The sequence below is a fragment of the Marisediminicola senii genome, assembly GCF_011057645.1.
Classification (GTDB): Bacteria; Actinomycetota; Actinomycetes; order Actinomycetales; family Microbacteriaceae; genus Marisediminicola; species Marisediminicola senii.
The window spans coordinates 31,280-53,163 of the sequence record NZ_JAALGE010000011.1; the positions used below are offsets into that span (position 1 = coordinate 31,280).

The following is a 21,884-nucleotide window of genomic DNA, read 5'->3' on the forward strand; positions in this document are numbered from 1 at the left end:
GGCCCCTGTACTGGGTACATGGAGGCCATGGTCACGTCGGACGCGCATCGCCACATCGGCGTGCTGCCCGAATGGCCGTTCTACGGTGGGCCACCGATCCGGGCGGACACGACGGCACGGGCAACCATAGCGGAGCTGATCGCCGACCTCGATAGCGAGGGCACGGAGCGCGCGCTCGTCCTCCCGAACTACGGCGTGCCGATCGCGACCGCGGCATTCGAGCTGAACAAGCTGGCCGTCGAAGCCGGCCAGGCCCACGAGCGCATCTCCGCCGGGCTCTGGGTGTCGCCGAAGGCCTCCGACGCCGCGCTCACCGCCGAGGCTCTGACCCTCGCCGGTGAGGCGGGCGTGCGCGCCCTCAAGACGAGCTTCCTCCTCGGCGGCAGCCCCACCGACGACGACTGCGCGCCGCAGCTCGATGCCATCTTCGCGGCGGCGCAGGCCCACGACCTCGTCGTGCACGTGCACACCAGCCCCGGGGGCTCATCCGACATCGACAACGTCGGGCACCTCGTCGAGAGGTACGGCGACGACGTGAAGATCCACCTGGTTCACCTCGGCGGCGGCATGAGCGGTCACATGAAGCTCATCGGCGGTCGGCTCTTCGACTGGATCGCCGCCGGCAAGAAGGTCTACACCGACACCAGCTGGACCATCGGCTTCGCCCCGCGCTGGCTCGTGCAGGAGATCGAGCGGCGCGGCTTCGGTGAGGACCGCATCCTGTTTGCCAGCGACGCCCCGTGGGGCGACCACGAGGGCGAACTCGCCCGCATGTGCGCGGCCGTCAAGGACACCGAACTCGGCCGGCTCTTTCTGCGCGACAACTTCGACGCCCTCTACCGATCCTGAACATCCCTTCCGATCGTTTCGCCCCACCACCGATACAAGGAGAACCCCATGGCAATGTTCGACGACGAGATCCTCGCCAACATCGAGAAGACCCTCGCAGAGATCCCGCACCCGTCGCTGCCCAAGGGCAGCAGCATCTACGGCTCGACGAAGGTGTTCCCCGACTACCAGGCAGAAGACGGCGAGACCTACTTCACCCTGATCCACGGCATCCCGCACGAGTCGTCGGTGAGCTTCGTCGCCGTGCTGCAGGCCACCCGCGCATTGCGCAAGGGATTCGATTCCGCCATCTACTTCTACGGGCCAGGCACCCTCGCGGCGATGGCCACCCGCGGATTCCCGACCACCGGCGACGCCGGGTTCCCCGGTGAGCTGAACATGAACGGCTCCATCGAGACCTTCATCGCCGAGGGAGGCACCGTGTTCGCGTGCCGGTTCGGGCTCGCGCTGCACGGCCTGCGCGAGGAGGACCTCATCGAGGGCGTCATTCCCTGCCACCCCCTCGACGTGCAGGACGCCATCATCCACTACGCCCGCAAGGGCGCCATCATCAACTCGACCTACAACCTCTAGGCGGCGCCCATGAGCAACGTGCTGTCCACCCGCGTCGACATCGCCCTCCTCGGAATCCGGGTCGATGCCGAGGTCAGGCGCGTCGGGGGCGCTGGCCCCAGCGACGACGGCCACGTGCTCTTCGAAGGCGAGGGAGCCGCGATCCCGCTGAACCCCGACAGCCCGTATGTCGTGACGAACGGGCGACTCCTGCTCGACGGCGCCGACCTCGGGCTCGACGTGCAGCCCGTCAGGCGGCCGCGGTTCTACGATCTCGAGACCGCAGACGGGGTGAACTACGAGAAGATCGCCAAGCTGCACGGGGCCAACGTGCTCGCCACGACCGTCGTGCAGACCTGCGTGCGCTACGACGAGAGCGAGCGCTGCCGGTTCTGCTCCATCGAAGCGTCGCTCGACGCCGGCCTGACCATCGCGGTCAAGACTCCCGCGATGCTCGCGGAGGTCGCCGAGGCGGCGTACCGCCTCGATGGCGTGACCCAGATGATCATGACCACGGGAACATCGAACGGCCGCGACCGTGGCGCCACCCACCTCGCGAGGTGCGTCAGGGCGGTCAGGGCCGCGGTTCCCGGCCTGGAGATCCAGGTGCAGTGCGAACCTCCTGCCGAACTGTCGACCATCACCGACCTGTACGAGGCGGGCGCCCGCTCGATCGGCATCCACGTGGAATCGATGGACGACGACGTGCGCAGAAAATGGATGCCGGGAAAGTCGAGGGTCTCCCTCGACGAGTACCGCGCCGCCTGGCGCGAGGCGGTGCGGGTGTTCGGCCACAACCAGGTGTCGACCTACCTGCTGGTCGGAATGGGGGAAGACCCGGACGAGATGGTGGCGGGCGCAGACGAGCTGATCGAAATGGGCGTCTACCCGTTCATCGTGCCGTTCCGCCCGCTGAAGGGCACCCTCGCCACCGACGTGGACCGCGTGCCGGCCCCGCACCGTGACGTACTGCACGACATCACCTCCCGGGTCGCGAGGTCGCTGCGCGCGGCGGGCATGCACGGAGCCGACCAGAAGGCTGGCTGCGCGGCCTGCGGCGCCTGCAGCATGCTGAAGACGGCGGGTGCCTGATGGACGTGCCCATGCTGATGGGCGCGCCCCCCGCGGCGCCCGATGTCACTTCGTGGGTAATCGTCGACGCCGACCGCGCACAGCGGGAGGCCTACTTCACGCTGCGGCGGGACGTCTTCGTCGCCGAGCAAGGACTCTTTGCCGGCTCCGACCGCGATGACACGGACGACGACCCCCGCACCATCGTGCTGGTGGCAGTCGCGGGTGACGGCACGGTCGTCGGCGGGGTACGTCTCGCCCCTGCCACCCCCGGGCGGGACCTCGGATGGTGGACCGGCGGACGCCTCGTCGTCGCGCGGACCGCCCGCCGAAATGGTGGCGTCGGCCCGGCACTCGTGCGTTCGGCCTGCGCCAGGGCGCTCGCCGAGGGCGTACTGCGCTTCGAGGCCACCGTTCAGCGCGACAACACCCTGATGTTCGAGAAACTCGGCTGGACCGGTTGGGGCGCCGTCGACATCAACGGCGTCGACCACGAACGCATGCGCTGGCCGATCAGCCGCATCGCGTCGCTCGTCGCATCCACCAAATCGTTCCTCGCCACCCTGCTCGAACCGTATGGGGCCTGGGGAGACAGCAGCGCGGAGTCGCTGGGGGGCAACGGCTTCGTCGGCGACGACGGCGCCCCGGTACCCGGTACCGACGTCATCGCCGCCACCGACGCGATCCTCCCGCTGCTCATCGACCGCGACCCCGAGTGGGCAGGCTGGTGCGCGGTGCTGGTGAACGTCAACGACCTCGCGGCGATGGGCGCGGCGCCGGTCGGCATCATGAACGCGATCGGCGCGCGCGATGTCTCCTTCGCCCGCCGCATCTTCAACGGCCTGCACAGCGGCGCCAGGGCATGGGGCGTCCCCATCCTCGGCGGGCACACCCAGGTGGGGGTGTCGTCGGCGCTGTCGGTGACCGCGCTGGGGCGAACCGACCGGCCGGTACCCGGCGGCGGTGGCCGCCTCGGCCACGCGATCAGCATCACCGCCGACCTCGCGGGCCAGTGGCGCCGCGGTTTCGAGGGCGCACAGTGGGACTCGTCGTCGGGCCGCTCGGGAGCGGAACTGCAGGCGCTGACCCGCATGGTGCGCGACGCGCAGCCCGCAGCCGCCAAGGACATCAGCATGGCCGGTGCGGTCGGCACGGTCGGCATGATGGCCGAGGCCAGCGGGTACGGCGCAACGCTCGACGTCGACCACATCCCCACCCCGCACGGCGCCACCATGGGCGACTGGCTCACCTGCTTTCCCGGGTTCGCCATGGTCACGGCCGACGTCGCGGGCCGCGGGCGGATGCACTCTCCACTCACCACGACCGCCGAGGTCGGGGAGCTCACCATGCAGCGCGGCGTGAGCCTGCGCTGGCCGGACGGCGTCGTCACCGACGCCGTCCCCGACACCGTCACCGGACTGGGAAGGGCCTGACCATGACTGCCACGCTGGCCGCGGCCTCCGCCAACTTCGGGCGGAACCTCGACGAGAACTACGCCACGATCGAGCGATTGCTCGCCGACAGCCGCGCCCGGGGTGCCGACCTGCTGGCCCTCCCGGAAGCGACCCTGGGCGGCTACCTCTCGAGCCTCGGTGGTGCGGGCGACCCGCGCACGCCGAAGTCCCTGCCGCCGGCGCTCCGCCTCGACGGACCGGAACTCGCGCGCGTGATCGCGATGGCGGGTGACACCATCATCGTGCTGGGAATCTGCGAGGCATCCGGCCCCGACGACCATCCGGTGCGCTACAACACCGCGGTCGCGCTCGACGGGACAGGCATCCTCGGCGTGCATCGCAAGGTGCACCAGCCCCTTGGCGAGAACATGTCCTACGACCCCGGCACCGAGTTCGCCGCGTTCGAGACGCCGATCGGGCGCATGGGCCTGCTCATCTGCCAGGACAAGGCGTTTCCCGAGGCGGCCAGGTCGCTCGCGCTCGACGGGGCAGAGGTCATCGTCTGCATCTCGGCATGGCCGGGATCACGCACCGGCTCGACCGACGACCTCGCCGAGGATCGCTGGACGAAGAGGTTCACCATCTTCGACACGGCACGCGCCCTCGAGAACCAGCTCGTGTGGGTGGCCTCGAACCAGTCGGGAACCTTCGGGTCGCTGCGCTACGTCGGCATGGCCAAGATCGTCTCGCCCGGCGGGGAGATCCTCGACACCACGGGGGTCGGAGCGGGCCTCGCGGTCGCGACCGTCGACATACCCGGCGCCCTCGAGACGGCCCGGCGCGCCATGTTCTACCTGGGCGACCGCCGCCCCGAGCTCTATCGCACCGGGGAGGTGCTCCATGCCTGAGATGACGGTGACCGTGAGATGGCCGGACGGAACCGAGGCCAACCTGTATTCGCCATCGCTGGTCATGCACGACCACCTCGCCGTGGGAGCGCAGTACGCGATCGAGGAGTTCGTCACCCGCACCGGTGCGGCCCTCGACGAGGCGAGCGCCCGCGTGCGCGCGAAATACGGCTTCGAGTGCACCTCGGCGGTGGCGCAGAAGACCGAGATCGAGGCCACGAGCCTGCGGTACCGGAATGCGGGCACCGTGACGGTCCTCGGCATGCACCCGTCACTGCCCGAAGTCACCCCGTGACCGGGGAGGCGGTGCCCGTGCTGATCGTCGGTGCAGGCCAGGCCGGCCTGTCGCTCAGCTGGCACCTGACGAGGCGCGGCATCGACCACGTGCTCATCGAACGGCATTCGGTCGCCCACGAATGGCGCGACGGTCGCTGGAACCACTTCACCCTCGTCACGCCGAACTGGCAGTGCCGGCTGCCCGGGTTCGACTACGACGGAGACGACCCGGACGGGTTCATGAAGCGCGACGACGTGGTGGCGTTCCTCCAGCGCTATGCCGACTCCTTCGGCCCACCCGTGCGGGAAGGCGTCGAGGTCACCTCCCTCACCCAGCGCGACGGGGGCGGTTACCTCGTGCAGACCACGGGAGGCGAGTACATCGCGGGCAGCGTGGTGATCGCCACCGGCGGATACCATCACCCGATCGTTCCCGCGCTCGCCGCACGCGTGCCCGAGGGGATCCGCCAACTGCACTCTTCGGAGTACCGGGACGCCGCGTCGTTGCCCGCGGGCGGCGTGCTCGTCGTCGGTTCAGGCCAGTCGGGTGCCCAGGTCGCCGAAGACCTCTTTCTCGACGGCCGCGACGTGCACCTCGCGCTGGGCGGCGCACCTCGCGTCGCCCGGTTCTACCGCGGCAGGGATTGCGTGGCCTGGCTGCACGACATGGGCGTCTACGACGTTCCCGTCGACACCCACGCCGGAGGGCTGGCCAAGCGGGAATCCACGAACCACTACGTCACGGGCCGGGATGGCGGTCGCGACATCGACCTCCGCCGCTTCGCGCTCGACGGCATGCACCTCTACGGCAGGCTGACCTCCCTCCACGGCTCCCGCCTGGCGTTCGCGCCGACGCTCGAGGCGTCGCTCGACGCGGCCGATGCGGTGAGCGAGTCGATCAAGAACGACATCGACGCGTTCATCGATCGCTCCGGAATCGATGCCCCGGTCGAATCTCGCACCAAGCCGGTCTGGCGTCCGACCGTCGAGCCGGATTCGCTCGACCTCGAGGCCGCCGGCATCACGTCGATCATCTGGTCGATCGGCTACCGCGCCGACTACCGCTGGGTCAAGGTGGGGGTGTTCGACGGACAGGGGCACGCGACCCATCGCCGCGGTGTCACCGCCGCAGTGGGGCTCTACTTCCTCGGCCTGCCGTGGCTGCACACCTGGGGTTCCGGTCGCTTCGCCGGCATCGCGCGCGACGCCGAGTACCTCGCCGACGCGATCGAGCAGACCGCCCTGATCGCGGCGGCCCGCGCGAGCGCCCCCGCATGAGTGGCGCGCGCTTTTACACTGAACCGCATGGGTGAGATCACGGTGGCGGCGGTCGCGGCGCACTTCGGTCGCGACATCGCACGTGCGCTGTCGAAGGTCGAGGGGATCATCGGCGACGCGCGGGCGGCGGGGGCGTCACTGCTGGTGTTTCCCGATGCGACGCTCGGGGGGTACCTCACCGACCTGCGCGAGCCCGACCTCGCGGAGCTCCCTCCCGCGATCGCCCTCGACGGGCCGGAGCTGGCCGCGGTACGGGAGCTGGCCGGCGAGATGGTCGTCTGCATCGGGTTCACCGAGGCGCGGGGTGGCGTGCTGTACAACACGGCCGCCTGCCTGTCGGGCTCCGCAGTATGGGGAGTGCACCGCAAGGTGCACCGGCCCCTGAACGAATCCCGGGTGTACGCGCGCGGCGACTCCTTCGCCGCCTTCGATACGCCGGTCGGCCGGATCGGCATGCTCATCGACTACGACAAGACCTTTCCCGAGGCGGCGCGGGCCCTCGCTGACGACGGCGCCCACGTGCTCGTGTGCCTGTCGGCGTGGCCCGCGAGCACCACCGATCGTGTCGAGAACCTCTCGCTCGACCGGCAGTCGCGCCTGTTCGACCTCTACGACGGCGCCAGGGCGGCAGAGAACCAGGTGGTTCTCGTATCGTCGAACCAGACCGGCGTCTTCGGCGGGCTCCGCTTCCTCGGGCAGGCGAAGGTCGTCGGGCCCGGCGGTGACGTGCTCGCCCGCACCGGCGCTAAGGGTGCACTGGCGCTCGCGACACTCGATACCGAGCACGAGGTGGGGCGCGCCCGCCGGGTCCTGCACCACCTCGACGAACGCGTGCCCGAGACCTACCGCCAGCCCGCACCAGCCTGATGCGCATTGCCCTTCTCACCTACTCGACGAAACCCCGCGGCGGCGTCGTGCACACGCTCGCGCTCGCCGAGGCCCTCGCGGCCGCCGGTGCCGACGTCACCGTCGTCACGCTCGGACGCGGCGGTGACACCGCGTTCTTCCGCCCCGTCGACCCGTCGGTGCGGGTTCTGGTCGTGCCGTTCGCGCACCGCGACGGGGAGGGCGTGGGGGAGCGGATCCGCCGGTCGATCCGCACGCTGCGTGCCGGATTCGATCCGGCTGGCTACGACATCGTGCACGCCGAGGACTGCATCTCGGCGAACGCCGTCGACGGCGCGATCCGCACCGTGCACCACCTCGACCAGTTCACGACGCCCGAGCTGGTGGAATGCCATGAGAGGGCCATCGTCGAACCCCGCGCGCTGGTGACGGTCTCAGCGTCGGTTGCCGCAGAGGTGGCCAGCGGATGGGGGCGCGACGCGACCGTCATTCCGAACGGTGTGGACAGCGCGGCCTTCGAGCGGGCAGCGGGGCCCGCCGGCAGCGGAGACCGCGCGCGCTGGCGCGATGAACTGGGGGAGTACGTGCTCGCCGTCGGCGGCATCGAACCGCGCAAGGGCACGATCGAGCTGCTCGAGGCGTTCGGTCGGGTGCGTTCACGGCATCCCGCGCTGTCGCTCGTGATCGCGGGCGGCGAAACGCTGTTCGACTACAGCGACTACCGGAACGCGTTCGATACCCGGGCGGCCGAGCTCGGCATCGCGGTACGGGTTCTCGGTACCGTCGACCAGGAGCGCATGCCGTCGCTCGTCGCCGCGGCATCCATCATGGCCTTCGTCTCGACGAAGGAGGGATTCGGGCTCGCGGCCATGGAGGCGCTGGCTGCGGGCACTCCCGTGGTCGCGCGTGACCTGCCGGTGCTGCGGGAGGTGTTCGGTGACGCCGTCGGCTATGCGACCGATCCGGCGTCGATCGCCGACCGCATCGAGTCTGGCCTCGCGGGCAGGGCACCGGAGCGCGGTCGGCAGCTCGCGCGCTCGTACACCTGGGCGGCGGCGGCGGCCGCGCACCTCGCGCTGTACCGGACGCTGTCGTCATGACTGCGCTGCCCATCGGCGAGGCGTTGCGTTGGCTCGCTGCCGAGGCGCCTGACGCCCCGTCGGTGCGCGACCGGACGGCGGCGCTCACCAGGCAAGAGCTCGTCTCTGCCACCGAGCACTACGCGACACTGCTGCTCGACGAAGGGGTCGTGCCCGACGACCTGGTCACCGTCCGGCTCGCCAACACCGTCGAGTTCGTCGTCGCCTGCTCGGCCATCTGGCTGGTCGGTGCGACACCGCAGCCGCTCAACCCGCGACTGCCGATCGAGGAGCAGCGCGCCGTGGTCGAGCGCGCCGACTCCCGGGTGGTGGTCGGTGGGGCGCCCCACGAGTTCCCCGGCAGGCGGGTCATCGCATCGGGGCGCACGGGTCACACGCGCTACACCGGCCCGGCCCTGGTCGCCGCGAGCTGGAAGGCGCCCACGTCGAGCGGCAGCACCGGGACGCCGAAGATCGTTGTAGCCACCGCCCCCGCGAGGTTCGACCCCACCTCCCGGGTCGCCGAGTTCATCCCCCGGCACGCGGTGCAGCTCGTCGTCGCGCCCCTGACGCACTCCGCGCCATTCACCTACGCCATGCGGGGCCTGATGACCGGCCACGCGCTCGTGATCGAGCCGCGGTTCGACCCGTCGGAGACGCTCCGGGTCATCGAGCGCGAACGCATCACCTGGGCGATGCTCGTGCCGACCATGATGCACCGCATGCTGAGGCTGCCCGCGGCCGAGCGCGCCGCCGTCGACCTCTCGTCGCTCGAGTCGATGCTGCACATCGGAGCGCCGTGCGCAGAGCCCACCAAGCGCGGCTGGATCGACTGGATCGGGCCGGAGAGAGTGGTGGAGGTCTACGCGGGAAGCGAGTCGGCCGGACTCACGATGATCCGCGGCGACGAGTGGCTCGAGCACCCCGGGTCGGTCGGCCGCCCGATCGGCGGCTCCCGCATGCGCGTCGTCGAGCCCGGATCGGGCGAAGAAGTGGAGGCCTCCGAGGTGGGACTCGTGCAGATGCGTCGCGGCGGTGCGCAGACCTACCGCTACCTCGGTGCCGAGACGAATGCGAGGGACGGCTGGCACTCGCTCGGCGACCTCGGGCGCATCGACCCCGACGGCTACCTGTACATCATCGAGCGCGCAGACGACCTCATCGTGCGCGGCGGAGAGAAGGTCGCGCCGACCACCGTCGAGCAGGCGCTCGAGGCACACCCCGTGGTGCGGTCGGCTGTCGCGTTCGGGGAGGTAGACGGTGACCTCGGACAGCGCATCGTCGCGATCGCGGATGTCGACGACGCGACCGTCACGGCCCCCGAGATCGGCGACTGGCTGCGGGAGCGGGCGCCCGGGGTGATCGTCGACGAGATCAGGACGACGACCGAGCCGCTGCGGGACGACGCGGGCAAGGTTCGACGGTCGCGCGTTTGGGAGGTGCAGTGACTGTAATGCGGTGGGCCCCGCGGGGCTCGAACCCGCGACCCGCGGATTAAAAGTCCGATGCTCTACCAACTGAGCTAGAGGCCCGCGCAGACAAATCTACAGGGCTTTTCGCCGCCCAGGACGCCTGACATAGTGTGGACGCCGTGACAGACGAGTTCCACAAACCCACCAAGTTCTCGGGCGCCAAGTTCGAGGGAATGATGGGCGGCGAAGACCCGGCACAGATCAGCCGCATCGCCCACGAGACAGCCCAGGCCCTGATGGCGAGGGTCAAGACGAGCGCCGACCCGGGCGTCGTCGACCGCCTGGTCGCCTTCACCGACGAGCACGGCATCGATGCGATCGCCGAACTGTGGTCGCCGGCCAGCCCGCACAGCCTCCCGGGCGCCCTGTGGCGCATCTACCTGTTGCGCGCCCTGGTGCGACAGGATGCCACGGGCACGAGCTTCCTCTACGTGCGGGGCACCGAGATCGCCCCGACCATCGACCCGGTGGTCGCGGGGGCGACGAGCCCCACCGGCCCGGAGGAGATCACCCAGCTCGCCGACCAGATCCTCCGGGGCCTGTTCACGGGGGACTTCGCCATCGCGCTCGAGAGGGCATCCGCGTTCTGCAGGATCACGGCGGCGGGAGCGGCGTACATCGCCGACGACGTGGAGTTCACCGACGACCAGCGGGCCACCGATCTGACACGCAAGGGGCTGCGCCTGTCAACCACGGCAGAAGAGCTGACGGCGTGTGCTCGCTTGTGGCGTAACGGCTCCCTCGACTGAGCACCCGCGGTTAGACTCATGATCGGCCCTCGGGCCATGGTCGGACCGCAGTAACCCCGGGCTCCAATATTCGCCGCCAAGAGCGGCCGCACGCCGAGAGGCGTTCTGCGGTTCGGCCCCACTCTTCTTCCTGTCGCTCCGTGGCTCGTCGCTCCGTGACGCACGCGTTGCCACCGCGGGAGGGCACGCTCGCCCGTGCGCCGGTATCGGGGGTGTTGCGGTTACCCGCAAAGTGCGACTGCATGGCCCTATCGACCAATCCGATCGAGCATCGGTCCCGAAGACTATCTATACCCGGTAGTGCCTTCCCTCCAGGTCGGACCTACCGAACCCACACTGGTTCGACCGGGCAACCACAACTGAATAGCGACCCCACCAATCGGGGGACACGGGAGCCGTCGGGGCAGCCTGTGCGGCGTTGTCGGAATTGTTTGACATGCTTATGCTCGTGCCCAGCGTGACGAGACCGACCAAGGATGATCAATCCGAGGGCGGCGCTGTCTCGAAGGAAGACCTGCTGGCCAGGATCGCCCAGGCGGACCAGGCAGCATTCGGCCTCCTCTACGACGACATCGCCCCGCGCGTCCTCGGCCTGATCCGCCGCCTACTGGTGGATCATGCCCAATCCGAAGAAGTGGCCCAGGAAGTATTCCTGGAAATCTGGCAGACCGCCTCCCGGTTCGACCCGGCCAAGGGCGCTGCCACCACCTGGATCCTCACGATGGCGCACCGACGTGCCGTCGACCGGATCCGCGCATCGCAGTCCTCCAGGGATCGCGACACGAAGGTGGGAATCCGGGACTTCGCTCCCGAGTACGACCACGTCGCAGAATCCGCAGAAGTAACGATCGAACATGAGAGGGTGAAAAAGGCCATGACGCAACTCACAGAGCTGCAACGTCAGGCCGTCTCCCTCGCGTACTACGGGGGGTACAGTCACAGCGAGGTTGCCGCATTGCTCAGCGTGCCCATCGGCACGGTCAAGACGCGCCTCCGTGACGGAATGATCCGCCTCCGCGACGAACTGGGCGTCAGCTCATGACCGATCGCGACGAGCTCCACCAACTCACCGGCGCATACGCGCTCAATGCTCTGACGCCGTCCGAGAGGGCAGCATTCGAGGAATACCTCGAGCAATCCGATGACGCCGCAAGGGAGGTGGACGAGATGACAGAAACTGCAGCACTGCTGGCCTTCTCCGCCACCCCTGTCGAACCGCCCGCCGACATGCGCGCCCGCCTCATGGCCGCGATCGCGACGACCCCGCAGCTCGCCGCCCCCGCGTCGCCCGATGTCGCCGTTGGCGCAGCATCCACCCCCAGCACACCACCTGTGCTGCGCGCGGTCCCGCACGATGCGGAGCCCACCGCTACCCAGCGCCGCGCCATAGACGACGTCGCCAACGGCAATACCACCAACGGCACAGGAACCGCGGCCGCGACCGCGCGCTCCCGCTGGTTCAGCAAGCCCGTCATGGTGCTCGCCGGGGCCGCCGCCGCTGCCGGACTGTTCTTCGGTGGCAGCCTGCTCGGCATCTCGATTTCGGATACGTCTGAGGTGGAGAACCAGGCAGCCAGCCTCGCCGAGATCACCGCGGCCGACGACGTGCAGCGGCAGGTCGCCGAGGTCGCGGGGGGCGGAACCGCCACCCTGGTCTTCTCTCCCGAGCTCGATCGCTCCGCCGTGCTCATCGACGGCCTGCCGGCCCTCGGCTCCGATCAGATCTACGAACTCTGGTACATCGACGACGACGGGGCCCGCCCCGCCGGCACGTTCAACGCCGCGGAATCCGGCCAGACCTGGCGGGTACTCGACGGCGACATGGCCGAGGACGACGTCATCGGCATCACCGTCGAACCGGCAGGCGGCTCTGAAGCCCCGACCACCGACCCCATCGTCGTGCTCGGCGACGCCTGACCCTCCGCCTGCGCGACCCCGGGTACAGCGCGATTCCGGATACGCAAAGAACGCCGGGTGCCCGAAGGCACCCGGCGTTCATTGTTACTGCCGGTCGGCGGTAAGCCGGATCAACCAAACTTGCCGGAGACGTAGTCTTCAGTCGCCTGGATGCTGGGACGCGAGAAGATCGTGTTGGTGTCGTCGTACTCGATGAGCTTGCCCGGCTTGCCGGTGCCCGCGATGTTGAAGAACGCGGTGCGGTCGGAGACGCGGCTGGCCTGCTGCATGTTGTGGGTCACGATCACGATCGTGTAGTCCTTCTTCAGTTCCTCGATCAGGTCCTCGATGGCGAGGGTCGAGATCGGGTCGAGCGCAGAACACGGCTCGTCCATCAGGATGACCTCGGGCGAGACGGCGATCGCGCGGGCGATGCAGAGGCGCTGCTGCTGCCCACCGGAGATGCCGGAACCGGGGAGCTCGAGGCGGTCCTTGACCTCGTTCCACAGATTGGCGCCGCGGAGCGAGCTCTCGACCAGGTCGTCTGCGTCGGACTTGCTGATGCGGCGGTTGTTGAGCTTGACACCGGCGAGCACGTTGTCGCGGATCGACATCGTGGGGAACGGGTTGGGGCGCTGGAAGACCATGCCGACCTGGCGGCGCACGAGCACGGGGTCCACACCGGCGCCGTAGAGGTTGTTGCCGTCGATGAGTACTTCACCATCGACGTAGGCGCCGGGGATGACCTCGTGCATGCGGTTCAGCGTGCGGATGAAGGTCGACTTGCCGCAGCCGCTGGGCCCGATCAAGGCGGTGACGGTTCGGGGTTCGATGTTGAGGGTGACACCCTCGACAGCCTTGAACTTGCCGTAGTAGACGTCGAGGTTGTTGATTTCAATGCGTTTTGACATCTGATTCCTTACCGGCCCAGCTTGGGCGCGAAGATTCGGGCAATGAGTCGGGCGATGAGGTTGAGGAGCATCACGATGATGATCAGGGTGAGGGCACCGGCCCACGCCCGGTCGAGCGAGGCCTGGGCTTCGATTCCTTGGCTCACGTACGACGAATAGACGAAGACCGGCAGGCTCTGCATGCGGCCGTCGAACAGGTCGTAGTTCATGTTGTTGGTGAAGCCCGCCGCCACCAGAAGCGGGGCGGTCTCGCCGATAACGCGGGCGATGGCGAGCATGACCCCGGTCGTGATGCCGGCGATCGAGGTAGGGATGACCACCTTGAGGATGGTCAGCCAGCGCGGCACGCCCAGGGCGAATGCGGCCTCCCGCAGCTCGTTGGGCACGAGGCGCAGCATCTCTTCGGAGGAACGGACGACGACGGGGATCATGAGCACGGAGAGTGCGACGGCACCGGCGATGCCGAGCTTGACACCAGGTCCGAAGATCAACGCGAAGACCGCGTAGGCGAACAGGCCAGCGACGATCGAGGGGATTCCGGTCATGACGTCGACGAAGAAGGTGATGGCCTGGGCGAGCCTGCCTCGGCCGTACTCGACGAGGTAGATCGAGGCGAGCAGCCCGATGGGCACCGAGATCAGGGTGGCCGCGCCGGTCATCAGCACCGTGCCGATGACGGCGTGCAGGGCGCCTCCACCTTCGCCGACGACGTTGCGCATCGAGTAGGTGAGGAATTGGATGTCGAAGCGCGCCGACCCGTTGGTGACGACGGTGAACGCGACCGAGATGAGCGGGAGCAGTGCAATGACGAACGCCGTGACCACGAGCGTGGTCACCAGGCGGTCCACCGCGCGGCGCGACCCCTCTACGAGCCTCGATGCGATGTAGAGGGACACGCCGTAGATCACCAGGGTGAGCAGGACTGCACCGGAGATGTTGAATTCCTCCGTCACGCCCCCAACCTGGAGGAGGACGAATACGACTGCTGACACCACGGCGGAACCGCCGAGGATGAGCCACGGCATCCCATCGCCGAGTCGCCCTGACGAGTAGGAGTTCGCAATGGGACGGTCGAGGGAGCCGGCCTTGGTCACCGTCGGGATCTGTGTCATTAGTTTGCTCCTGAGAAAGCGCTCCGACGGCTCACGATGTAGCGAGCCAGGGAGTTGACGATGAGGGTGATGGCGAAGAGGATCAGGCCGGTCGCGATGAGTACGTCGACGTTGACCCCGTAGGCTTCGGCGAAGCTCAGGGCGATGTTCGCGGCGATGGTGCCCGGGTTCTGCGAGGTGAGCAGGTCGAAGGTGACGGTGCCCGCCGCGGAGAGTACGACCGCGACGGCGATCGTCTCACCGAGCGCGCGACCGAGGCCGAGCATGGCCGCGGAGATGATGCCGGGGCGACCGAAGGGCAGCACCGCGATGCGGATCATCTCCCAGCGGGTGGCGCCGAGGGCCAAAGCGGCTTCTTCGTGCAGCACGGGCGTCTGGAGGAACACCTCGCGGGAGAGGGCGGTGATGATGGGCAGCACCATGACGGCCAGCACGACGGCGGCGGTGAGGATGGTGCGGCCAGTTCCGGAAACCGGGCCCGAGAACAGGGGGAACCAGCCGAAGTTATCGACGAGCCATGCGTAGAACGGCTGAACAGCAGGAGCGAGCACTGTGGCGCCCCAGAGGCCGAAGACGATCGACGGCACGGCGGCGAGCAGGTCGATGATGTAGCCCAGTCCCTGGGCGAGTCGACGCGGCGCGTAGTGCGAGATGAAGAGCGCGATGCCGATAGCGAGGGGCACGGCGAACAGGAGCGCGAGGAACGATGCCCAGAGGGTGCCGAAGACCAGGGGGCCGACGTATGACCAGAATGACTGGCCCTGGAGGATCTGGATGTCCTCGTTGGGTGTCGTGAAGACTCCGGCGCTCTGGATGATGAGGAAGGCGGCGACTGCGGCGAGGATCGCGAGGATGAGCGACCCTGCGGTGACGGCACTTCCGGCGAAGATGCGGTCGCCCGGCCGCTGCTTGGCTTTGATTCTGGCCGGAGCTTTCGTGCTCCCGGAAGTGCTCATGTCGGCTGGGGTCCCTCGGGTAATGGTGTCACGGAGGTCGAGCGTGGTGCCCCTATGGGGCTGGGCCTACCCGGCGGAGGTGGAGGGATGTCCACGATCCGCCGGGCAGGCCCGGGGGTGTTACTGGATGCTCTCTACTGCAGCGGATGCCCGCTCGAAGAGGGTCTCAGAGATCGGCGCGATACCAGCGGCTTCTTCTGCCACTGCCTGGCCCTCGTCACTGATGATGTAGCCCAGGTATGCCTTGGTCAGCTCAGCGGCCTCGGCCTCGTTGTACTCCTCGCAGGCGATGAGGTAGCTGATGAGCACGATCGGGTAGACGCCCGACTCGGTCGACGTGCGGTCGAGTTCGATCGCGAGGTCGTTCTCTCCGCGGCCCTCGGAGAACGGCGATGCGTCCACGATGGCGGCAGCTGCTTCGGCCGAGTACTCGACGAACTCGTCGCCCACTCCGACTGCGACGGTGCCGAGGTCTCCGGCCTGCGAAGCGTCGGCGTAGCCGATGGTTCCGGTTCCGTTGGTCACGGTGTCGACGACGCCCGTGGTCTGGTTGGCGGCTTCTCCGCCGTACGGCCAGTCTCCGCTGACTTCGGCGTCCCACACGTCGGGTGCGGTGGCGCTGAGGTACTCGGCGAAGTTCTCGGTGGTGCCCGACTCGTCTGCACGGTGCACGGCGGTGATCGGGGTGTCGGGAAGCTCGACGCCCTCGTTGGTCGCGGCGATGGCCGGGTCGTTCCAGGTGGTGATGTCGCCCGTGAAGATGCCGGCGATGGTGGCCGGGTCCATGTTGAGCGAGTCGACGCCCTCGAGGTTGAAGATGACCGCGATAGGGGAGATGTAGGCGGGGATCTCGATGATGCCGGTGTCGGGCACGCAGGAGCCGAACTCGCCTGCCTCGATCTCTTCGAGGTCGAACGCAGCATCGGAGCCCGCGAACGAGCTGCCGCCCGCAATAAAGGTGTCGCGGCCCGCACCGGAACCGGAGGGGTCGTACTCCACCGTGGTGTCGGGGTTCAGTTCCTGGAAGCCGGCAGTCCATGCCTGCTGGCCGGCCGCCTGCGACGACGCGCCAGCGCCGACCAGGGTGCCGGACAGGGTCGAGTCGCTCTCTGAACCGCCACCGGCGGTGTCTGCCTCGTTTGCGGCGCAGGACGACAAGAACAGTGCGCCGGCAACGGCGATGACGGCCGCTCGGCTGAGACGTGTGGAATTCACGTTTTTCCCTTCGGAATGATGTGTGCAGTCTTCGGAATGACGAATGCAATGCGGGCCGGTGCTGACCCTCAGCAGACGTTAGTCATGCCGAGAGACCACGTTCGACCGCTCCGGTGAACGGGAGGTTAACGAGCAACCAACAGTCCCCCAAATGGAGGACTAGCCCACGGGTGACGCGTGTGTTTCGACGGCGACGAACGACCGGTCATCGCTGGCGATGTGCACGACCGAGAAGGCGCCGATGGCCAGCATGCCCGCGCGGTGCACGGTGTACTCCCCGGTCGACCCGCTGAGCCGGGCGACCTCGTCGAGGATGTCTGGCAGCACCGGCCCATGGCTGCACAGAACGGTGGTGAGGCCTTTCTCCATGCGCTTCTTCACGATCTTCCCCACGCGGGCGGTGCCCTCCTCGTGGGCGTCCTGGCTGATGCCCGACGTCGCCTTGATGTCGAGGCCGGTGACGGTCGCCACCGCCTCGATCGTCGACACGCACCGCGCGGCCGAGCTGCTGATCAGCTTGCGGGGCCGATAGGTGGCGATGGCACGCGCGGCGGTGCGCGCCTGGTCGAGCCCGATCGGCTGCAGCGGCCTGCTCGAATCCGACCCGCTCCAGTTGCCCGCGGGCACGGCCCGAGCGTGCCGAAGCGCGATGATCGCGAACGTGCGGAGATGCTTGGCCCTGGCGCGCTCGGCGAACCGGTCGAGAACCTCGCGGTCGCGTTCGTAGGTCAGTTTCGACCGCGCGGTGTCGATGGACACCCATTCTGTGCCGCTGATCTCGGCCGTGGGGGTGAACGAGCGGGCAGCCAGCATCCGTTCGTCCACTTCGGCGGTCCAGTAGTGCACCACCTTGTCGCGACCCCCGGGGAGGGGATACGACGAGACTCCGAGGGGCGCGCCGAGCACGACCCTGAACCCGGTCTCTTCGAGCGTCTCCCGCACCGCGGCCTGCTGCAGGCTCTCATCTGGCTCGGTCTTGCCCTTGGGCAGCGAGATGTCGGAGCGCGAATCCCGGCGCACGAGCAGCACGCGGATCTTGCCGTGCTGCTCCCGCCAGCAGACGACCCCCGCCGCGGTGACCGTGGGCTGGGCCTGGGTGGGTACGGTCACCGAAGTACGCCGCCGCGTCGGCGCTGCGAGATGCGCCGCATCATGACGTTCTGCATGTCGCGAAGCGGGGTGTCATCGGCGCTGCGGTAGTGCCGTGTCCACGTGCCCTCGCCGTCGAGGATCCACGCTGCCGTGTCGTCCGACATCGCGAGCGTGAACAGGCTGTCGATCTCGCGGATGTGCTCGAGGCTGGTGAGGCGCACGAGGGCCTCGATGCGACGGTCGAGGTTGCGGTGCATCATGTCGGCGCTGCCGATGAACACCTGGGGGTCGCCGTCGTTGACGAACGAGAAGATGCGCGAGTGCTCGAGGTACCGGCCGAGGATCGAGCGCACCGTGATGGTCTCGCTCAGTCCCTCGACGCCCGGCTTGATGGCGCAGATTCCGCGGATCACGAGCTCGATCGGCACGCCGGCCTGGCTCGCCCGGTAGAGCGCGTCGATGATCGCTTCGTCGACGATCGAATTGAGCTTGATACGGATGCCGGACGGCTTGCCAGCGCGGGCATTCGCGGTCTCCGTGGCGATGCGCTTGATCAGTCCCTTGCGCAGGTGCAGCGGTGCGACCAGCAGCCGCTTGAACTTCTTCTCGATCGCGTAGCCGGAGAGCTCGTTGAAGAGGCGCGTCAGGTCTTTGCCGACTACGTCGTCCGCGGTCAGCAGCCCGAGGTCTTCGTAGATGCGCGATGTCTTGGGGTTGTAGTTGCCGGTTCCGATGTGGCTGTACGACCGGAGCGAACCGTCGTCTTCCTGCCGCACGACGAGCGCGAGCTTGCAGTGCGTCTTGAGCCCGACCATGCCGTAGACCACGTGCACGCCGGCCTTCTCCAGCTTGCGTGCCCAGTTGATGTTCGCCGACTCGTCGAACCTGGCCTTGATCTCGACGAGCGCCAGCACGGCCTTGCCCGCTTCGGCGGCCCGGATGAGCGCCTCGACGATCGGGCTGTCACCGGAGGTGCGGTACAGCGTCTGCTTGATCGCGAGCACGTTCGGGTCGACCGCGGCCTGCTCGACGAACGCCTGCACGCTGGTCGCGAACGACTGGTACGGGTGGTGCAGCAGGATGTCCTGCTTGCGGATCGACCGGAAGATGTCCGGCGTGCCGTTGGGCTCGGTCGGCACCAGCTGCGGTGCGGTGGTCGGCACGTGCTTGCGGTACTTGAGCAGGGGCCGGTCGATGCGGGTGACGTCGAACAGACCGCCGAGGTCGAGCGGTGCGGGGAGGCGGTACACCTCCTGGTCGGTGATGCCGAGTTCGCGCACCAGCAGGTCAAGCGTGACCGGATCCATGTCGTCGGTGATCTCGAGCCGGATCGGCGGGCCGAACCGGCGGCGCAGCAGTTCGCGCTCGAGGGTCTGGATGAGGTTCTCCGACTCGTCCTCGTCGAGCACGACGTCTTCGTTGCGGGTCACCCGGAACTCGTGGTGGTCGAGCACCTCCATGCCGGGGAACAGGTGGCCGAGGTGGTTCGAGATGAGGTCCTCGAGCGGGATGAACCGCAGCCGGCCGCTGCTGTCGTCGGGAAGCTGCACGAACCGGGGGAGCACCGACGGCACCTTGAGGCGCGCGAACTCCTCCTTGCCCGACTTGGGGTGGCGGATGCGCACCGCGAGGTTCAGCGACAGCCCGGAGATATAGGGGAACGGGTGCGCGGGATCGACGGCGAGCGGCATGAGCACCGGAAAGATCTGCTTCGAGAAGATCTCCTCGAGGCCGATGCGGTCCTGCGGCCCGAGGTCCGACCAGGTCTCGATGTGGATGCCCGCGTCGTCGAGCGCGGGCTTGACCAACTCGGTGAACGCGGCGGCGTGGCGCGACTGCAGCTCGTGCGCGCGACCCTCGATGTCGGCGAGCACCGAGGTGGCCGACCGGCCGACGTTGGTCGGCACGGCGAGGCCGGTCATGATGCGGCGCTTGAGTCCCGCGATGCGCACCATGAAGAATTCGTCGAGGTTGCTGGCGAAGATCGCGAGGAAGTTCGCGCGCTCCAGCAGGGGCACGTCGGGGTCTTCGGCGAGCTCGAGCACCCGGGTGTTGAACGCGAGCCAGCTCAGTTCCCGGTCGAGGTACCGGTCCGCGGGGAGGGTCTCGTCATCGACCCAGCTCGAGTCGTCGTCGTAGTCGTCATCGAGAAAATCGGCGCCGACGGCGGCATCTCCGAGATAGGTGTCGCTGTCCATCCGACCATCATCGCACCACGCCGCCCCCGCCCGTCCACGTCGTGGGTGAACCCCGCGTGAATGGCGTCAGCGCCGCGTCGAGCGGTACTGGATATCCACCGCGAAGTCGGTGAAGCCCACCGACCGGTACAACCGCAGCGCCGCCGTATTGTCGCCTTCGACATACAGGGCGAGGTCATGGATGCCGCGGCTCGCGAACCTCGCGAGACCCGCGTTCACCAGCATCCGGCCCAGTCCCGACCCCTGCGCGCCGGGGGCGACCCCGACCGCGTAGAACTCGCCGACGTCACCCTCGATCTTCAGCCAGCAGAACCCGGTCAGCGCCCCACCGGCGTCGTGGCTGAGCAGAAAGTCGTCGGCGTCGAACCACTCCTCCGCCATGCGCGCGTCGAGGTCGGCCTGCGTCATCGCGCCCTGCTCGGGGTGGTCGGCGAACGCGACCGCGTTGACGGCGAGCCAGGCGGCGTCGTCGACCCCGGGTCGGAAGGGGCGAACGTCGACTGTCGAAGAGGAGGCATAGGGCAGGTCGCCGTCGTCGAGCGTCAGGTGCAGCTGCAGCAGCTCGCGGATCGGATCGAGCCCGAAGCGCGCGGCGAGTGCGCGCGCGTCGGGGTGGTCGCCGTGCGCCCAGACGAGCAGGTCGCCGTCGCCCAGCTCGAGCAACTGAGAGAGGATCGCGGAACCGATGCCGCGGTGGCGGGCTCCGGGCGCGACGACGAACTCCGCTTCGCGCGGCGTGCCGGTCGCGGTCAGGGCCGCGATGCCGGTGACGGCCCCGTCGCCATCGCGGGTGGCGATCGCCGTTCGCGCGCCGCTGCGCAGGTCGACGATGGTCTGGTCGGAGAACGGGGGAGCGCCGTCGGCTGCCGTCGCCTCGCGCCGCACCCGGGTGAGCTCGCGCTCGTCGTCTCCGATGGTCAGGTCGAGCGGGTGGACATCGAGGGGAGCGGGGTGCCCGCCCGACTCGCCATCAGGACCGGACGGACTGGGCACGGTTCTCGTTTTCGTCGTCGTGCAGGTTGAACCGGTAGCCGACGTTGCGCACCGTGCCGATGAGCGACTCGAGGTCGCCGAGCTTCGCGCGCAGGCGCCGCACGTGCACGTCGACGGTGCGGGTGCCGCCGAAGTAGTCGTAGCCCCACACCTCGCTCAGCAGCTGCTCGCGGGTGAACACCCGTGACGGGTGCGTGGCGAGGAACCTCAGCAGCTCGAATTCCTTGAAGGTGAGGTCGAGCGGGCGACCGTGCACCTTGGCCGAGTAGCTGGCCTCGTCGATGACGACACCCGAGGCGTGGATCTTGTTGCTGAGGTGATCCTGCGACTGGCGCCCGATCACGAGGCGGATGCGGGCATCCACCTCTCCCGGTCCTGCATTCTCGAGGATGACGTCGTCGATTCCCCAGTCGGCGTTGACCGCGGCGAGCCCACCCTCGGCGAGCACGAGCAGGAGGGGGACGTTGATGCCGGTGGTCTTGAGGATCTTGCACAGTGACCGCGCATTGGCGAGGTCCTGGCGGGCGTCGACGATGAGGAGGTCGCAGCTCGGGGCGTTGATCAGCTGGGCGGGTTCCGCCGGGATCTGCCGCATCTGATGGTTGAGCAGTCCGAGCGCAGGAAGCACGTCACTGTTGACCGTCGGGGTCAGTATCAACAGCTGGGCCACTAGTCCTCCTGGTGCGCCGACAGAGACGCCGAAGTGTGCAGTCTATAAGCCCCGCAGCGACGACATCGCGGGCCGCGGTGCGTGGGGCACAATTGACACCATGTCGTCGCAACTCACCACCGTCGTTCCGGTATGGATCTGCGCCGCCGTCGCCGCAGTGCTGGTGGGAGTCTTCGCCGAGGCCCCCGACCACTTCGGCTGGCTCGCCATCTCGATGGCCGCGATCGTCATCGTCACGTTCTGCGCGCAGCTGGCCTTCGTGCAGAAAGACGGCTTTGTCGTGCGCGTCATGCTGTCGCTCAGCGGTGCGGTAGCAATTCTCATGATCGCCACCGTGGTGTTGGGGCTGGCCGCGCTGGCGTGAGGC

General features: G+C 68.4%; 22 protein-coding genes and 1 tRNA gene. 14 read left to right on the forward strand and 9 right to left on the reverse strand.

The window, feature by feature from the left end:
* Positions 1 to 27 precede the first annotated feature (27 nt).
* From G5S38_RS06040 to G5S38_RS06080, 10 genes are read left to right on the forward strand one after another with little or no spacing between them, the layout of a single operon-like run.
* Positions 28 to 849, forward strand: a complete 822-nt coding sequence (locus G5S38_RS06040; RefSeq protein WP_165065840.1) for an amidohydrolase family protein — start codon at positions 28 to 30, stop codon at positions 847 to 849.
* 48 nt (positions 850 to 897) lie between these two features.
* Positions 898 to 1,422, forward strand: coding sequence for an MSMEG_0572/Sll0783 family nitrogen starvation response protein (locus tag G5S38_RS06045; RefSeq protein WP_165065843.1), 525 nt, complete (start codon positions 898 to 900; stop codon positions 1,420 to 1,422).
* Positions 1,423 to 1,431: 9 nt separating this feature from the next.
* Entirely contained in the window at positions 1,432 to 2,493 is a 1,062-nt protein-coding gene (locus G5S38_RS06050; RefSeq protein ID WP_165065846.1) for an MSMEG_0568 family radical SAM protein, read from the forward strand.
* Positions 2,493 to 3,905 carry an MSMEG_0567/sll0787 family protein gene (locus G5S38_RS06055; RefSeq protein WP_165065849.1) on the forward strand — a complete coding sequence of 471 codons (1,413 nt, stop codon included), beginning with the start codon at positions 2,493 to 2,495 and terminating at the stop codon, positions 3,903 to 3,905. The genes G5S38_RS06050 and G5S38_RS06055 overlap by 1 nt, the downstream gene beginning before the upstream one ends.
* Before the next feature lie 2 nt (positions 3,906 to 3,907).
* Positions 3,908 to 4,774, forward strand: coding sequence for a carbon-nitrogen hydrolase family protein (locus G5S38_RS06060; RefSeq protein ID WP_165065852.1), 867 nt, complete (start codon positions 3,908 to 3,910; stop codon positions 4,772 to 4,774).
* Positions 4,767 to 5,069, forward strand: coding sequence for an MSMEG_0570 family nitrogen starvation response protein (locus G5S38_RS15510; protein WP_201276602.1), 303 nt, complete (start codon positions 4,767 to 4,769; stop codon positions 5,067 to 5,069). Before G5S38_RS06060 ends, G5S38_RS15510 begins: the two co-directional genes overlap by 8 nt.
* A complete protein-coding gene (locus G5S38_RS06065; protein ID WP_201276603.1) occupies positions 5,066 to 6,328 on the forward strand; it encodes an MSMEG_0569 family flavin-dependent oxidoreductase in 1,263 nt (420 codons plus the stop codon). The genes G5S38_RS15510 and G5S38_RS06065 overlap by 4 nt, the downstream gene beginning before the upstream one ends.
* Before the next feature lie 27 nt (positions 6,329 to 6,355).
* A complete protein-coding gene (locus tag G5S38_RS06070; RefSeq protein ID WP_165065858.1) occupies positions 6,356 to 7,195 on the forward strand; it encodes a carbon-nitrogen hydrolase family protein in 840 nt (279 codons plus the stop codon).
* Positions 7,195 to 8,274, forward strand: coding sequence for an MSMEG_0565 family glycosyltransferase (locus tag G5S38_RS06075; protein WP_165065861.1), 1,080 nt, complete (start codon positions 7,195 to 7,197; stop codon positions 8,272 to 8,274). Before G5S38_RS06070 ends, G5S38_RS06075 begins: the two co-directional genes overlap by 1 nt.
* A complete protein-coding gene (locus G5S38_RS06080) occupies positions 8,271 to 9,701 on the forward strand; it encodes an AMP-binding protein (RefSeq protein ID WP_165065864.1) in 1,431 nt (476 codons plus the stop codon). The genes G5S38_RS06075 and G5S38_RS06080 overlap by 4 nt, the downstream gene beginning before the upstream one ends.
* Before the next feature lie 11 nt (positions 9,702 to 9,712).
* Here the strand turns inward: G5S38_RS06080 and G5S38_RS06085 are convergent.
* Positions 9,713 to 9,785: transfer RNA gene (locus G5S38_RS06085), tRNA-Lys, on the reverse strand.
* A 59-nt stretch (positions 9,786 to 9,844) separates the two neighbouring features.
* Between G5S38_RS06085 and G5S38_RS06090 the strand changes: the two genes are divergently transcribed.
* The 3 genes from G5S38_RS06090 (at position 9,845) to G5S38_RS06100 (ending at position 12,391) form a co-directional block, all read left to right on the forward strand.
* Positions 9,845 to 10,474 carry a DNA-directed RNA polymerase subunit beta gene (locus tag G5S38_RS06090; protein WP_165065867.1) on the forward strand — a complete coding sequence of 210 codons (630 nt, stop codon included), beginning with the start codon at positions 9,845 to 9,847 and terminating at the stop codon, positions 10,472 to 10,474.
* 436 nt (positions 10,475 to 10,910) lie between these two features.
* Positions 10,911 to 11,516, forward strand: a complete 606-nt coding sequence (locus tag G5S38_RS06095; RefSeq protein WP_165065870.1) for a sigma-70 family RNA polymerase sigma factor — start codon at positions 10,911 to 10,913, stop codon at positions 11,514 to 11,516.
* Positions 11,513 to 12,391 carry an anti-sigma factor gene (locus tag G5S38_RS06100; protein ID WP_165065873.1) on the forward strand — a complete coding sequence of 293 codons (879 nt, stop codon included), beginning with the start codon at positions 11,513 to 11,515 and terminating at the stop codon, positions 12,389 to 12,391. The genes G5S38_RS06095 and G5S38_RS06100 overlap by 4 nt, the downstream gene beginning before the upstream one ends.
* A gap of 110 nt (positions 12,392 to 12,501) precedes the next feature.
* Here G5S38_RS06100 and pstB read toward each other — a convergent pair whose 3' ends face one another.
* From pstB to G5S38_RS06140, 8 genes are all read right to left on the reverse strand, one after another.
* On the reverse strand, positions 12,502 to 13,281 hold the full coding sequence (pstB, locus tag G5S38_RS06105) for a phosphate ABC transporter ATP-binding protein PstB (RefSeq protein WP_165065876.1): 780 nt from the start codon (positions 13,279 to 13,281) through the stop codon (positions 12,502 to 12,504).
* 8 nt (positions 13,282 to 13,289) lie between these two features.
* Entirely contained in the window at positions 13,290 to 14,393 is a 1,104-nt protein-coding gene (gene pstA, locus G5S38_RS06110; protein WP_165065879.1) for a phosphate ABC transporter permease PstA, read from the reverse strand.
* A complete protein-coding gene (pstC, locus tag G5S38_RS06115) occupies positions 14,393 to 15,349 on the reverse strand; it encodes a phosphate ABC transporter permease subunit PstC (protein ID WP_165065882.1) in 957 nt (318 codons plus the stop codon). Before pstC ends, pstA begins: the two co-directional genes overlap by 1 nt.
* 120 nt (positions 15,350 to 15,469) lie before the next feature.
* Entirely contained in the window at positions 15,470 to 16,564 is a 1,095-nt protein-coding gene (locus G5S38_RS06120; protein WP_165065885.1) for a phosphate ABC transporter substrate-binding protein PstS, read from the reverse strand.
* Between the two features lie 159 nt (positions 16,565 to 16,723).
* Positions 16,724 to 17,674 (reverse strand): NUDIX hydrolase, encoded by a 951-nt coding sequence (locus G5S38_RS06125; protein WP_165065888.1) that lies wholly within the window; start codon positions 17,672 to 17,674, stop codon positions 16,724 to 16,726.
* Positions 17,671 to 19,854, reverse strand: a complete 2,184-nt coding sequence (locus G5S38_RS06130; protein WP_165065891.1) for an RNA degradosome polyphosphate kinase — start codon at positions 19,852 to 19,854, stop codon at positions 17,671 to 17,673. Before G5S38_RS06130 ends, G5S38_RS06125 begins: the two co-directional genes overlap by 4 nt.
* A 66-nt stretch (positions 19,855 to 19,920) precedes the next feature.
* Positions 19,921 to 20,847, reverse strand: a complete 927-nt coding sequence (mshD, locus tag G5S38_RS06135; protein WP_201276604.1) for a mycothiol synthase — start codon at positions 20,845 to 20,847, stop codon at positions 19,921 to 19,923.
* A complete protein-coding gene (locus G5S38_RS06140) occupies positions 20,825 to 21,517 on the reverse strand; it encodes a response regulator transcription factor (RefSeq protein ID WP_235928933.1) in 693 nt (230 codons plus the stop codon). The genes mshD and G5S38_RS06140 overlap by 23 nt, the downstream gene beginning before the upstream one ends.
* Before the next feature lie 100 nt (positions 21,518 to 21,617).
* On the opposite strand from G5S38_RS06140, the gene G5S38_RS06145 reads away from it, so the two are divergent.
* A complete protein-coding gene (locus G5S38_RS06145) occupies positions 21,618 to 21,881 on the forward strand; it encodes a hypothetical protein (RefSeq protein ID WP_165065894.1) in 264 nt (87 codons plus the stop codon).
* Positions 21,882 to 21,884: the final 3 nt, after the last annotated feature.

Bases quoted from the DNA above. Each gene is read 5' to 3' on its own strand.
- G5S38_RS06040 (WP_165065840.1), top strand. From the start codon at position 28: ATGGTCACGTCGGACGCGCATCGCCACATCGGCGTGCTGCCCGAATGG.
- G5S38_RS06070 (WP_165065858.1), top strand. From the start codon at position 6,356: ATGGGTGAGATCACGGTGGCGGCGGTCGCGGCGCACTTCGGTCGCGAC.
- G5S38_RS06100 (WP_165065873.1), top strand. From the start codon at position 11,513: ATGACCGATCGCGACGAGCTCCACCAACTCACCGGCGCATACGCGCTC.
- G5S38_RS06075 (WP_165065861.1), top strand. From the start codon at position 7,195: ATGCGCATTGCCCTTCTCACCTACTCGACGAAACCCCGCGGCGGCGTC.
- G5S38_RS15510 (WP_201276602.1), top strand. From the start codon at position 4,767: ATGCCTGAGATGACGGTGACCGTGAGATGGCCGGACGGAACCGAGGCC.
- pstC (WP_165065882.1), bottom strand. From the start codon at position 15,349: ATGAGCACTTCCGGGAGCACGAAAGCTCCGGCCAGAATCAAAGCCAAG.
- G5S38_RS06055 (WP_165065849.1), top strand. From the start codon at position 2,493: ATGGACGTGCCCATGCTGATGGGCGCGCCCCCCGCGGCGCCCGATGTC.
- G5S38_RS06080 (WP_165065864.1), top strand. From the start codon at position 8,271: ATGACTGCGCTGCCCATCGGCGAGGCGTTGCGTTGGCTCGCTGCCGAG.
- G5S38_RS06060 (WP_165065852.1), top strand. From the start codon at position 3,908: ATGACTGCCACGCTGGCCGCGGCCTCCGCCAACTTCGGGCGGAACCTC.
- pstA (WP_165065879.1), bottom strand. From the start codon at position 14,393: ATGACACAGATCCCGACGGTGACCAAGGCCGGCTCCCTCGACCGTCCC.
- pstB (WP_165065876.1), bottom strand. From the start codon at position 13,281: ATGTCAAAACGCATTGAAATCAACAACCTCGACGTCTACTACGGCAAG.
- G5S38_RS06095 (WP_165065870.1), top strand. From the start codon at position 10,911: ATGCTTATGCTCGTGCCCAGCGTGACGAGACCGACCAAGGATGATCAA.
- G5S38_RS06045 (WP_165065843.1), top strand. From the start codon at position 898: ATGGCAATGTTCGACGACGAGATCCTCGCCAACATCGAGAAGACCCTC.
- G5S38_RS06145 (WP_165065894.1), top strand. From the start codon at position 21,618: ATGTCGTCGCAACTCACCACCGTCGTTCCGGTATGGATCTGCGCCGCC.
- G5S38_RS06050 (WP_165065846.1), top strand. From the start codon at position 1,432: ATGAGCAACGTGCTGTCCACCCGCGTCGACATCGCCCTCCTCGGAATC.
- G5S38_RS06130 (WP_165065891.1), bottom strand. From the start codon at position 19,854: ATGGACAGCGACACCTATCTCGGAGATGCCGCCGTCGGCGCCGATTTT.